Origin of the sequence: Serratia sp. Res13-Sevr-LER1-36-b (assembly GCF_015673035.1) — a bacterium.
In the GTDB taxonomy this organism is placed as follows: Bacteria; Pseudomonadota; Gammaproteobacteria; order Enterobacterales; family Enterobacteriaceae; genus Chania; species Chania fonticola_C.
In genome coordinates this window covers 66,167-79,433 of record NZ_JADACK010000027.1, presented here as the reverse complement: position 1 = coordinate 79,433, position 13,267 = coordinate 66,167, and the positions used below count along the sequence as shown (strand labels likewise).

General features: G+C 55.3%; 7 protein-coding genes. 6 read left to right on the top strand and 1 reads right to left on the bottom strand.

Going from position 1 to position 13,267, the window contains the following annotated elements:
• Positions 1 to 10: 10 nt before the first annotated feature.
• Complete coding sequence (locus IMQ33_RS19675; RefSeq protein WP_196062489.1) at positions 11 to 4,366, bottom strand: amino acid adenylation domain-containing protein; 4,356 nt, start codon at positions 4,364 to 4,366, stop codon at positions 11 to 13.
• Positions 4,367 to 4,554: 188 nt separating this feature from the next.
• Here IMQ33_RS19675 and fepB point away from each other — a divergent pair, with 188 nt between their 5' ends.
• The 6 genes from fepB to IMQ33_RS19645 all read left to right on the top strand — a co-directional run bounded on the left by fepB (position 4,555) and on the right by IMQ33_RS19645 (position 13,267).
• Positions 4,555 to 5,523 carry a Fe2+-enterobactin ABC transporter substrate-binding protein gene (fepB, locus tag IMQ33_RS19670; RefSeq protein ID WP_196062488.1) on the top strand — a complete coding sequence of 323 codons (969 nt, stop codon included), beginning with the start codon at positions 4,555 to 4,557 and terminating at the stop codon, positions 5,521 to 5,523.
• Position 5,524: 1 nt separating this feature from the next.
• Entirely contained in the window at positions 5,525 to 6,520 is a 996-nt protein-coding gene (locus tag IMQ33_RS19665; RefSeq protein ID WP_186531123.1) for an iron ABC transporter permease, read from the top strand.
• Entirely contained in the window at positions 6,517 to 7,503 is a 987-nt protein-coding gene (locus IMQ33_RS19660) for an iron chelate uptake ABC transporter family permease subunit (protein WP_098928594.1), read from the top strand. Before IMQ33_RS19665 ends, IMQ33_RS19660 begins: the two co-directional genes overlap by 4 nt.
• Before the next feature lie 304 nt (positions 7,504 to 7,807).
• Positions 7,808 to 9,829, top strand: a complete 2,022-nt coding sequence (locus IMQ33_RS19655) for a TonB-dependent receptor (protein ID WP_370572674.1) — start codon at positions 7,808 to 7,810, stop codon at positions 9,827 to 9,829.
• A 52-nt stretch (positions 9,830 to 9,881) separates the two neighbouring features.
• Complete coding sequence (locus tag IMQ33_RS19650; protein ID WP_196062486.1) at positions 9,882 to 12,110, top strand: condensation domain-containing protein; 2,229 nt, start codon at positions 9,882 to 9,884, stop codon at positions 12,108 to 12,110.
• Complete coding sequence (locus tag IMQ33_RS19645; RefSeq protein ID WP_161713124.1) at positions 12,107 to 13,267, top strand: YncE family protein; 1,161 nt, start codon at positions 12,107 to 12,109, stop codon at positions 13,265 to 13,267. The genes IMQ33_RS19650 and IMQ33_RS19645 overlap by 4 nt, the downstream gene beginning before the upstream one ends.

Below are 13,267 nucleotides of genomic sequence, written 5' to 3'. Positions count from 1 at the left end.
GATTGGCTTTTTAATGCAGCAGCGAGCAAACCTCATCGGCGTTTTTGCACTTAATCAAGGCCGCAACTGGCAGTGAAACGCCGAGTTTCACGTTGATCCTCTCTCTAAGCGTTGGCATATGGCTGAGTTTCAGCCCCATGGCAAGAAACGGGGTCTGATGATGCCATTCAGGCCGCAGCGGCTGGCCCATCACGGCGCAATAGATTGCCAGTACCGTTTGCTGAGGTGTCGCCGGGGCGGCGAGCGTTGCCGAATGAGATAGTTCCAGTTCGGTACGCAGCGCATGGCGATCGACTTTGCCATTTGCCGAGAGGGGAAAGCGGGGTTGCACAATGAAGCGGCCAGGGATGTGAGTTGCGGGCAAATAGCGCTGTGCGAAGATGCGCAGCTCCGACATGCTAGGCAGGACTTTATTCGCTGATAGATAGACCGCACCCAACGACTTTTCTGGCGTATCGTCCACCGCGTAATCGAGCACCACAATATCCTCGATGGCTGGATGCTGGCGCAGCGCTTCTTCGATTTCAGGCAGTGAAATCCGTACGCCGCGAATTTTAACGTAGCCATTAATACGGTTGGCAAACATGATGACGCCGTCAGGCCGGTAATAGCCAATGTCTCCGGTACGGAACGTTCGCTCGCTAATGCCATCTGGAGTCATCACGTCAACAAAGTCGTGCTGCACTAACGCTCCATTCTCCAGATAGCCACAGGCCAGATTGGCCCCGGCTGTGTGGATGCGCCCAGCCACGCCGCAAGGGCAATGTTCACCGCTGTCATGACAGATAAAATACTGAGTACCCGCCAGCGGCTTGCCATAGGGAATTTGTTCCGTGTCGCTAGCTATGATCTCGTGCCAGATGCTCCAGATAGTCGTTTCCGTCGGGCCGCCGAGTGACATCAGCCGCAGATGAGGATGCCTTGAACGCAATAACCGGATGGTGGCGGGCTTAATGTAATCGCCGCCCTGGGCTACTAGCCGCAGGGAGGAGAGCTGCTCTGGCGTTGCGCAGTCCAGCAGCATTTCCAGGATCGCTGGCACAGAGCACCACAGCGTGATCCGGTGTTGTGCCACCAGGCGGCCCCAACTGATGGCGTCTTTTTCCTCATGCCTAGCTGGCAGCACCAGCGTTGCGCCCACGCTGAGTGAGGCAAACACGTCAAACACCGACATATCGTGGTGCAGCGGCGTTACCGAGATAAAGACATCTCGCTCGGTGATCTGCCAGTAGGCGAGGGTTTGCCCAAGCACGTTGGCTGTTGCCCGGTTATTCAGCACGACGCATTTCGGCTTGCCCGTGGTGCCAGAGGTATAGAGATAATAGGCGGGCTGGCTGCTGTCGCTTTGAGCGCCAAACCGAGGTGGGCTGACGTTGGCGGATTTGAGCTCATCAGGCGTGACTGAGCCTGGGATTGCGGCGTCTTCATCGCATATCACCAGCTTGGGTTGGCAATTTTCCAGTAAATACGCCGTTCGTTCTGTAGGAGAATTAATATCTATTGGCACCCGGATAATCCCTAACAGGGAGCAGGCTAGCGAGATACCGATATGCTCCAGGCAGCGTGGAAGATAAATTGCCACCACGCTCCCCGGCCCCAACTGGCGCGCGAGCAGTCCGTTGGCCATGCTGGCGACGAGCTCACCCAGTGCTTGCCAGCGCAATTGTTGTTCGCCACAGATCACGGCTACCCCATCACGAGTGCCGGAAAACAGATTTTCTGCGATGCGGCCCAGAAAATCGTTGCTTACGGCTGTGCTGGCAGGAGTGTTAGCCCGGTAATGCGGGTAATTCATCGTTTCGTGGACGGAGATATTCAGCGAACCCTGAGAGACTATATGCAACATGCGCTGGTGGATTGCATTCAGCATAGCGCTGACCTGTTCTGGCGCGAGAGCCTGCTCAACATAGTCGGCAATTATCAGTAAATTGCGCTGCTCATCGTACATTAGGCGAATATCCAGTGCGACCTGCGGCGTTTGGGTCAGACCGCTTTCGGCACGGATTGACGTGTTGGCCGGAATCGTTTCCCAGCTCAGGCAGTTGGTCAGGATCACCGGCAGCGCGGGAGCATGTCCGGTTCGCGGTGACAATTGGCGAGCCAGATCCACACCTGACCAAGCAAGGTTTTGCAATCCGCCAAGAATGTCTTCTTGCAAACGTTGGGCATTGTCGACTAACGGCTGACTATGACGGACGTAGTGAATGGCAATAAACGTCGATCGATTGGTGGCTTGCCCCTCTTTGGCCGGGAAGGCAACGGGGATGCCGACCGTGAGCGCTTCATCTTCCGACCAGAGCGCCAACGTATCGAGTACTATAGCCGACAGAGTGGTGTTGGCAAACAGCCCCCGGGATGCGCCAAGGCGAGTGAGCAGCTTCAGGTGGCTGGCATCCAGAATTTGTTGTTCACGCCGCCAGCAGGGATGCACGATCTCGCCCAAAGGTTGTTGCCAGGGAAGCCGGGATGGGGTAACGACCTGCGCCAGTTTGTCTTGCCACCAGGCTTTTGCCCGCTCCCGCTCTTCTTCATCTGCTTCGCTCGGTGCATTGTCTTGTTCAAGTGCCGCAAGCGGTTGTTCATCAAATAGCCGGGCGATGATATGCGAGATCCCTTGGCCGTCGAGGATCAGCGCATCAAAGCTGGTGAAAATCAGGTACTCCGTTGCGCCAGGCAAGGTAATCAGAATGATCCGCCAAGGGGGCGACGACGGATCGTGACGGCTCTGTTGGTAATGCTGTCGTAGCTGTTGCACTTTTTTAGCTGCGTCTTCTTCACTGGCATCGCGTAGATCGATCTCTTCCAGATGAGGCTCCAGCTCAGGCAGAATGTGCTGTTGCTGTGTTTCCTCCTCGACCCAGGTGCGTAACGCGGCGAAGTGATTAACCAACTCTGCCAGCCGACGGCGGAAGTGCGCAGGATCGATGAGCCCCCTAAAGGTCCTGAAATCGTGCATGGCAACGCCACCGAGCGGCCATTGCTCGCTGCTTCCCAGCAGATAAGCCTGCTGGAGCGCCGTTAATGGTTTCCCCATTTGCTTCTCCTTTTGCCGTACTGCCGCTGGAGGTGCCAACCAGCGGGAAACGCTGTCATCAATATGCTGCGGTGTCGCGGCCAGGCGTTCGGCGAGCGTGTGAAAACGCGTAAAGAGTTGATGCAGTTGGCCGGGGGGAAACGCATCCTCACGCACATCCCAGTTGATCAGAATTTCATCGCCAATCCAGGCTACCTGCGCGTCCAATGCGACTTGCGGCCCCTGAGAGATGACCCACGCCAGTTCACCCAATTGCCTGTCGACCCGCTCAGAGAACAGCACGCCACCGGAGATGCCGAACCCGGCGGTAAAGACGATGGGGGAGTATTGCAGGTGGCCCCGCAGGCGCGAAAGGTCGCGCATCACGCTCACCCCTGAATAGCCGCCGTGACCCAGGATTTCGTGCAGCTGCGTCATGGTGCGTTGGCAATAATGCAGCAGCGTTTCATCGGGGCGCAGCTCGGCGCTGAACAACAGCAGATCGGAAAAATCACCGACGATGTCGTCACCGCCCACAATCTTGGGAGCGCGGAAAAAGGTCGGTACGTTGATACGCAACCTGGGCTGCCTGAAACCTTCCATCATTGTCAGGCTGAACAATGCAAGGAAAAGCGAGCTTAACGTCAGATGGTGGTGACGCGCGCAGCGCTGCAAGGCATGGCTGATTTGGGGATTAAGCTGGATTGCCATTCTGCGGGTTTGACACTGCCTGTCCGTATAGGGAATGGCGGGAGCTGGGGGAATATCCGCTAAACGCTGCCGCCACCAGGCGCGGTCTCGTTCTCTGGCGCTAAGCAGCAGCGGATCGTGAGTACGCTGTGCCAGATAGCGAAACCAGACGACCTCCATCACTGGGGCGCACTGTGGCGGTGGTTGTTGGTAGAAGCGGGCGAGATCTTCCACCACGATCCGAAAAGAGAGGGCATCTGCGGCGATCATATCCAGATCGATATGCAGCCGGCTGGCCTGCCCCGGCAATATCGTCAGGCTGATTTCGCACGGATAGCCTTGATCACGCAGCAACTGCTGGTTCTCCATGCGCCGCCGCTTGTCAGCCAGCAATCGTTGTACTTCGGCTGGTGGGTAATGACAAAAATCATCGATGCCCAGTGGTGGATGACTGGCAACCACATGCTGTAGCCCTTCTGCGGTGACATGAAGACGCAGCATTGGGTGCGTGCGATAGAGCGCGTCCACAGCGTGCCGAAAGCGGGGGATATCAGTGATGGTGCCATCGAATTCTGCGTACAAATGTGCGGCAACGCCGCCTAATGCCTGCTCAGAGTGCCTGCCTACCCATGAGGCCGCCTGCATTGGAGTCAATGATTTCATTGCATATCGTTCCTGATTGGCCAACGGAAGCCGCCTAAATATATAACAGAGCTTAATGCGAATGAAAATTATTCTTTTTTATGTTGTTGGCGATACATTGAGCAGGGTAAGGTTATACGAGGCACATAAATTCACTCCGTGGTCACTGAGATGGCACCTCGGGGCTATGCACAGGGAGCAAGCAGAAGATGAGGTTGTTACCGGGTAAACGTCGTCATCCCGTGTTTGGGTTTTTATTATTACTGGCCTTGCTGATGGGCAGCGGCCAAGTATTTGCACAAGGTTGGCCCAGGGCGTTTCACAACGCGGATGGCTCCTTCACTCAGATCCCGTCCCCTCCGGGCCGTATTCTTTCTACTTCCGTCAGTGTCACCGGAACGTTACTGGCGATTGATGCGCCGGTTGTCGCCAGCGCGACGGCCGTGAACGGCCAGTTCTTTGGGCAATGGGTCAAGGTGGCCGAGCAGCGCAACATTGCTAAAGCCTGGCCTGCGGGCAGTGTTGATCTCGAACTGGCCTATGCCACAGCCCCCGATTTGATCGTCGTCTCAATCAATGGTGCAGACTCATCGCGCGCTCATTTGGCTGAACTGAGGGCCATTGCGCCGGTCATTATCGTGAATTATGGCAACCAGACCTGGCAAGCTCTGGCCCGTGAGCTGGGAGCCGCGCTGGGGCTTGAGGCGCAGGTTGAACGGCGGATCGGCAGCTTTGACTCGCTGCTTACCAACGCCCGCCCGCAAATCCATCTGCCTGATGGACAAGCCAATATTATCAATTTTAACGGCCCGGGAACGGTCAACCCCGTGGCAACACCGGCCAGCGTGCATGCCCGTTTACTCGAGTCGTTAGGATTTTCGATCGAAGCGCCTAACCCGGCCTGGCAAAGCAATCTTACCCGCTCAAGCGACTTTATCTGGGCCGAATATGAGAATCTGACGCAGTTAACGGCGGGCACCACGTTTCTGTTGAGCGCAGGCGACGTCAGGATCAACGAATTTCTACATGACCCACTGCTTCAGCGCTTGCCTTCGGTACAACAACACCGGGTTTACAGCCTTGGCGCGCATGCGTTCCGGGTGGATTACTACAGCGCCAGTGAGATGGTGGCAGACATTGTCCGCCATTTTGCCGGCAGTCCAACGCAGGAGCGGTGAAATGCGTGCTTTGCGACAGGCTGGCCTGGTCTCTGGCCTGATTTTACTGCTGGTTCTCGGTTGCTTCAGCCTCTATTTCGGTGCTCGCCCTATTCCACCAGCGGTGATTTGGCAGGCGCTCACGCAGTTTGATCCGCACAACAGCGAGCATTTACTGGTCTGCTATCTACGGCTACCGCGCACCTTATTGGCAATGGTGGTTGGGGCGGCACTTGGCGCGGCTGGCGTCATCATGCAAACGCTCACCCGTAATCCTCTGGCAGATCCCGGCCTGCTCGGGGTGAATGCCGGTGCCACGTTGGCGATCGTCTTGTCAATCGCGGTGTTTGATGTGACGAATGTCTTTAGCAGTATGTGGTTTGGCGTGGCCGGTGCGGCGATAGTCAGCGTTGCGGTGTTGCTGGTGGGAGGCATTGATGGCAATAACCCGGTAAGGATTGTGCTGGCCGGGGCCGCGCTGACCATTGTGCTGCTTAGCCTGACTCAGCTTGTCATTATCAACAGTGAACCAGAGGCGTTCGATCGCTTCCGGCACTGGGTGATTGGATCGTTACAGGGAAGAGGGTTCGACGTACTGCTCCCGGTTGCCATGCTGGTGGGCGTAGGGCTGTTGCTGGCGCTGGCCAGCAGCAAAATGCTGGATATTGCGGCACTCGGCTCGGATGCTGGCCAGGCGCTCGGCGTTAATCCGTGCAGGCTGGTGGTCATGTCCGCGCTGATTATCGTGATACTGGCCGGAGCGGCCACGGCGGCGGCTGGGCCAATCGTTTTTGTTGGCCTGACCGCGCCGCATTTTGCCCGTGCCATTGCCGGATTGCAGCATCGAGCGCTATTGCCTTGGGCCATGCTGCTTTCCGCCATGCTGGTGTTGTTGGCTGATATTCTGGGGCGCATCGTTGGCTATCCCGGTGAAGTCAGCGTTGGCGTCATGGTGGCACTAACTGGTGGTCCTTGTTTTGTGTTGCTGGTGAAGCGTTGGCAGGGGGAACGGGTATGAGCGTCAACAGGACGGTGCTGGTATGCCTGGCTTTGGCCTCTCTGCTGCTGGTTGCTGCCGCTTTCGCTCTGACAGTGGGGCGCTTTACGTTGCCGGTATCGAGCGTGCTGCAAGCCATCACGGGGGAAGGAAATCCCATGGCGCAGCAAATTGTCAGGGCGATCCGTCTGCCGCGCGTGTTGACGGCGGTTTTCGTTGGGGGCGCCTTGGGCATCTCCGGGGCGATTTTTCAGTCCGTATCGCGCAATGCGCTCGGATCGCCAGACGTCATTGGCTTTACCACCGGTGCGGCAACCGGTGCGATTGTGCAGATTGTCCTGCTTAACGGTAACACCGTGGCGATTGTGCTTTCGGCCATGGCCGGGGGGCTGGCGACGTCGCTGCTGGTCTACTGGTTAGCCCATCATCACGGCGTGGTAAAGGGATACCGTCTGATATTGATGGGCATTGGTGTTGGTGCGGTACTCAGTGCCCTCAATGGTTTGCTGCTGGTTAAAGGCGATATTGATAACGCCGTGATGGCCACTTTGTGGCTGGCGGGAACCACACAGGGGAGAAACTGGCTGCACGTTATCCCTGTGGCCACCAGCATCGCGTTGTTATTGCCGGTGGTGCTGATATGTGCCAGGGCGTTGAACATCATGACAATGGGGGATGAGGTAGCCCACCAGTTGGGTGTCCGTGTTGATCTCATCCGCAAGATTATGACGTTTTGCGGCGTGATTTTGGCTGCGGTGGCAACCAGCGCAGCAGGGCCGATTGCCTTTATCGCGCTTATGGCTCCACAGCTGGCAATCCGCCTGACACGCAGTTCGAACCTGCCAGTGATCGGTGCGGGTCTGGTGGGCGGCTGCCTGTTGTTAGGGGCCGATATTGTCGCTCAGATACAGCCATCAGGGCTGATGATGCCGGTAGGATTAATGACGGGGATGATAGGTGGCGGGTACTTGCTGGCTCTGCTACTGCGTGGCGGCTGTCGCTAAGGCTAAGGGATGAGTGTCGCAAATATGATCAAATTGATTTGCATTCAATATTGTAAATGATTATCGTTTGCATGCGTTGGCTTGCTTGTTTCTTGGCCGACGTACCTCGGGAAATCCTGGTGGATGACGAATAATAAGGTCGTAAAGACCAGCAATTAAGCAGTGTGTTCTTTGTCGCTCAGTTGAAAAATAAAAATTTAGTGTGCATTTGGCAAAGGAGATATCAATGAGCGAACTAAAGGGTGATAAAAAATGCCCGGTTTCATTATGTAACAGGCCCCAACGTATTTATGAAAAATATCATATGCCCTCCGTCATGCTGGGGTTATGTGTTTTCGCCGCAGCGGATGCCATTGCTGCCGATGATGCTCCAATACGCAATGAGAATAACGAGCCTGATACCATTATTGTTACCGGGGAAAAAGTAAGACGTACTATTTACGATACCGGATCCAGTATTGAGGTGTTTGACGATGCGCGGATAGATTCCCTGCCCGGTGCAACGCAGGTATCCGATTTATTAAAAATGACGGCCAACGTCCTGGATACGGGCATTGGTAACGATATTCCAACCATTCGCGGTATTGATGGTTCAGGGCCAGCCAATGGCGCCAATGCCTTCCTCAGCGGTACGCGGCCACGTATGAACCTCTCGCTCGATGGGCGTTCCTTAACCTATAACGAATTAGCCGTCGGGCCGCAATCCCTTTGGGATATGCAACGGGTCGAAGTCTACCGAGGGCCGCAAAACTACATTCAGGGTCGTAATGCGATTGCCGGTGCGGTGGTTATGAGCAGCAAGGATCCGACGTTTGACTGGACTTCGGCAGTCAGGGCCGGGGGCGGAAATCAGGATTCTACTCAGGCTTCTGCCATGCTATCGGGGCCGATTGTTGAGGATCAATTGGCGTTTCGCCTGAGCGCCGATCGTCAGCGGCGGGAGAGTTTTGTCGATCTGATCTCCTACGAACCTGTGGGTAATCCACGCGAAATCGAAGTGACCAACATCCGTGGGAAGCTGCTGTATAACCCCGCCGGGCTACGTGATCTCACCACTAAACTTTCGATAAATCACTATGAAAGCCAGGCACCGCAGAATGAAGCGCTAAGCCCGGCTAACCATGCCAGCTCCCGTTTTGACCGGCGTCGCCCAGTCGTTGAGACCCAATCTACCAGTGGCATTTGGGATATTGCCTGGGAGCCGTCGGAGCAGTTAAGCGTCCAGAACAAGTTTGTTTATACCGATTTTAGTAACCATCGCCGTACCGCAGAAGCGCTGCCGTGGGCCGACATCGAAGGCAAAGAGTTCCAAATGGAGCCGCTGGTACTTTTCGGTACACCAAACGATCGTTGGCGTGGCCTGGTTGGTGCGCGTTACTTCCATGCGTCGCAGGATGAGTTTGTTAACCTGTTCCCTGGCGGTAGCCCGTTCAAGGATAAAACAGATACCTACGCCGCCTTTGGCGAATTGACCTGGGCCGTGTTGCCACATATCGATATTACCGCCGCCAGCCGAGTGGAGAGAGAGCACCGTCAACGTAAGGGCGGCAAGGCGCGTAAGGTCGATTTTGATCAAACCTGGGATGTGTTCCTGCCCAAGCTGGATGTTGCGTGGAAGCCTTCATCGCGGCAAACCTTTGGTGCCAAGGTGGCTCGCGGCTATAACGGCGGTGGCGCTGGGATGACGTTTTCAGCCCCCCTGATCAACTATACCTACGATCCTGAATATGTCTGGAACTATGAGTTGTATAGCCGCCATGGCATTGAAGATCTTGATCTCGAGGTGATCACCAACCTGTTTTATAACGACTATAAAGACATGCAACTGCCGTATTATCTGGACTCCACTATGAGCTCAATGATGATCCGCAATGCAGATAAAGTCGAAACCTATGGTGCTGAACTTGGGGCTATCTGGAAACCGACGGGGAATTTTGAGTTGAATAGCTCAGTAGGGTTATTAAAAACAAAAATCAAGAAATTCTCTGACAGCAGAATCGATGGGCATGAATTACCGCGCGCTCCGGCAGTCACCGCCAATATGGGGGCGAAATATAATCTTATGCCGGGGTTGGAGTTAAGCGGTAATGTAACGCTTTCCGATACCTATTATTCCCAGTACGACAACGATCCACGCGGGAAAATCCCTTCCAGAGTGATTGCCAATATGCAGCTGGCTTATACCTTCAAGCAGGGGCGCGTCAGCGTGTTTGCGCAAAACCTGTTTGATTCTGATAAACGCGTCATGGTGATGAATAACGACGTTTCTACCGCGGTTATTCAGCGGCCACGGCTGGTTGGCGCCGTTGTCCAACTGGATTTCTAAGGCCATCTATCGTCAATGAAAGGCGCAGCAGGTTTTTGCCTGGGAGGGAAATGTGAACACGAGTTTTAGCGAATTCAGCGGCGAAGAAGAAGCCGCTAGCGAGTTTGAGCAGCAGGCCTGGTTCGAACACCAGCAACAGCTACATGGGGAAGGCCAACAGGTGTTGGCCTGGCAGTTAACCGGTGCCGTGGATTATGGCCGCTTGGTCAACGTACTGGAACAAACCCAACGGCAATTGCCAGGTATCAACGCCCGTTACGTTTATGGTGAGCGCGGGCTGATGCGCAGTGACAATACGTGTTCACCGCCAGCGTTGACCATCCAGACGATCCGCCATCCCCAGGAAGCTATTGACGCCCTGTTAAGCGCCAAAGCGATACCTTTTGACCTGGAACAGGCACCACCACTGCGCTTTATGCTGTTTTCCGGCGACAGGGGGGGCATTCTGGGGATGGTGGTGCATCGCATTCTGTCGGCATCGCTGGATTGGCGAGATATACCGCAAAAGGTCAGTGCACTGTATCAGCAACAAGTTCTCTCGCACTCCTCTGAGCCATTCATTATGGAGCTCTTGCCCCTGCCAGATTGTGCCGCTCGGCAGACCTCGGTGGCCGTATTTCCGGGGGCAGTGGCTTCCTCTGTCACGCCGGGATCTGATGCGGCAATACGGCAACATATCCTGCAAGCCTTCCGCGAGGCGCTCGCCGTGCCCACGATGGGAGAAGATGATGATTTCTTCGATTGCGGCGGGCACTCGCTGATTGCCACCCGCATTATTGGCCGTTTGAAGAGCCAGCAGCATCTTGAGATCAATATCAACGATCTCTTCAGCTATCCCAGCGCGGCTCAACTGGCGCGCTATGCCTACATAGTTAATAACGTGGCCACTTCGCCGGGTAAGCAAGCGGAGAGTTTGGCATTGCTGAGTCCGCAGGCTCCATTATCGCTCGCGCAACGGTCATTGTGGAAAATCTATCAGGCGCTAGGCTGCGGCGAGGCCTTCAATATTCCCTTTGCGCTGCGCTTTCTCGACCCGATTGATGAAGGGCTTTTCTTCCAGGCCTTCCAGGATATTTTGCTGCGTCATCCGGCTTTGCGCACCCTGTTTGTCGACATTTCCGGCGAGGTTTATCAGCAGATCGTTCCGCCGGAGATGCTGTCTCAATACGAATGGTTCTGGCATTCACAGTCTCAGGATGTGCCGCTGGATCAGGCGCTACAGCGCGCAGCCAGCCACCACTTTGAGCTTGATGATGAGTTACCGGTACGCATCACCTTCCTGCAGGATGAGGAAAATGGCCAACAGGTGGTGTCGCTATTGTTCCACCATATTGTATTGGACGAGTGGTCGGTGAATATCCTGATGGATGAATTGGCTTTGGCGATGGCAAGCCGTTTCGCCGGATCGGCACCGGAGTGGCAGCAGACACCCGCGCCGTTCCACGCGTTCGCAATCCAACAGCAACAGGCCGGGGTCAACGATCGACATCTGCGGTTCTGGCTGGAACGTTTGCACCATGCACCGTCTTCGGCATCGATTTTTGCCAGCGAAACGCAACAGGCCGATGCGGCTTCTCACTCCGGCAACTGGGTTGAGTTCAAACTGGAACACGCCGTCACCACTGGGCTTTACCGCCTGGCGAAACAGCAGGGTGCCTCACTGTTTAACGTGGTATACAGCGGAATTGCTGCGGCACTCCATCTGCTTGGTGGCGCGAAAGATCTGGTTATTGGCACTTCGGCCTCTGGGCGTAACGACGCGCAATTTTTCGATACCATCGGTTACTTCACCACCGTTGTCGCCCATCGGATCGGTTTTGCCGATGGCACCACGCTGAACGCGCTGATCGATGACGTGAAACGGCAGATAAATGATTCACTGCCTTTTAGCGACATCCCGATCGATCTGGTCGAAGAAAAGCTGTTTGGTGATTGCGCACCGCGCGACAGCCATATGTTTGAGGTCTTCATTCAGCTCCATGCCAAAAATAAGCTTAACGGGTCGTTTAGCTTGGCCGACGGCCAGCAGATCCGCTTTCGCCAGATCGATCCCGAGAAAACGGAATCGGTGCTGGGGTTGCAGTTTGAGGTGATGGAAGAGCAAATCGACGGCGAGCCTTCGGTTCGCGTCATGTTGAGCTATCGCACCGATCGCTATTCATGCGAGCAGGTGCAGCAGATCGTCCAAACGACTCGTCAGGTGTTTGCCGTTATGGCCGATTCCGTTGGTCAACCGGCGCTACGGCTTGATGCATTACGCCATAACAGGAGTGTGTTATGAAGCAGGAGCCGTTGACCGATATTCGGCGCATCTACCCGGCTAAAACCCTGGTAGAGTTGGTTTATAGCACCTCACAGCAGGCTCTGTTTGTCAGCTCTCCCGATTGGGAGGATGAGCGGCAATCCCGTGTACTGCGGATAAATCCACAAACCCTGGCCGTTGAGGAAGAGATCCCGTTGCAAGTCAAAGGGTTTGGCGTGGCGCTGGACGATCGCCGTGGGCATCTTTACCTCTCCCAGGGGTTTAACGGCACCGTCGCCGTGGTGGATATCGCCGCCAATCGGCCGATCGCCACCATTGCGCTGATGCAGGAAATTGCTTTCAAGCAACTGTATCAACGAGAAGGGATTGTCGGCGAGCGGCAGGCTTTTTTATTGCGGGAATTGGAGCGTTTTGGCGTGAGCGAAGGTTTTCCATGGAAGCTGCGGGAGTTGGTTTTCGATCCACGGAGTGAGCGCCTGTTCTTGCCAGGGCTGGGGTTGGGTATCGATAGCGTGCTGTTGGTGGTGGATACCCGCAAGGGCCAACTGGAGACGATTATTCACGGTTTCGGCTATAACGTAGTGGGGATCACGCTGGATGAAACGGGGCGCCGTGTCTTCGTATCAAACATGCAGGGCCAGCTGTTTGTTGTTGATCCAGATAGCTTGGCGATCGTTTCCCGATGGGAGATCGAAGCCGATCAACTGCTTAATATGGTCTATGACCCACAGCAAAACCGGATCTTCGGTGTCGATCAGGGCATTGACCGTAGCGATTGGCGTAACAATCATCTGGAACGTGAATATGTTGCCCGTAGCGCGGGTCATCAGGTCTTCGCTCTGAACGCCGATAATGGCGACGTTATTGCACGTATGGCAACGGATGAAGTGCCGATCGGCCTGGCGTGGGATGGCGAGCGGCAAAGGCTGTACGTCGCCAATCGCAAAGGCATTCGCGTGGATATTGGCGAAGGCACGCTAACGGTATTTGATACTGCCCGCTATTGCCTGCTACAGACCATACCTATGGCTCCGCATCCCAACAGCCTGGCATTTGATGAGGATAAACAGTGCCTGTTTATCACCGTCAAAAATGATGAAACCATGATTAAGGCTGGGTTGCCGGAATGCGTTGCCCGTATGCAATTAGGTGAAGGGACAAGGGAGGCAAAGTAA

Excerpts from the sequence above, each read along its gene's own strand:
- fepB (WP_196062488.1), top strand. The coding sequence starts at position 4,555 with ATGAGGTTGTTACCGGGTAAACGTCGTCATCCCGTGTTTGGGTTTTTA.
- IMQ33_RS19660 (WP_098928594.1), top strand. The coding sequence starts at position 6,517 with ATGAGCGTCAACAGGACGGTGCTGGTATGCCTGGCTTTGGCCTCTCTG.
- IMQ33_RS19675 (WP_196062489.1), bottom strand. The coding sequence starts at position 4,366 with ATGAAATCATTGACTCCAATGCAGGCGGCCTCATGGGTAGGCAGGCAC.
- IMQ33_RS19655 (WP_370572674.1), top strand. The coding sequence starts at position 7,808 with ATGCCCTCCGTCATGCTGGGGTTATGTGTTTTCGCCGCAGCGGATGCC.
- IMQ33_RS19645 (WP_161713124.1), top strand. The coding sequence starts at position 12,107 with ATGAAGCAGGAGCCGTTGACCGATATTCGGCGCATCTACCCGGCTAAA.
- IMQ33_RS19665 (WP_186531123.1), top strand. The coding sequence starts at position 5,525 with ATGCGTGCTTTGCGACAGGCTGGCCTGGTCTCTGGCCTGATTTTACTG.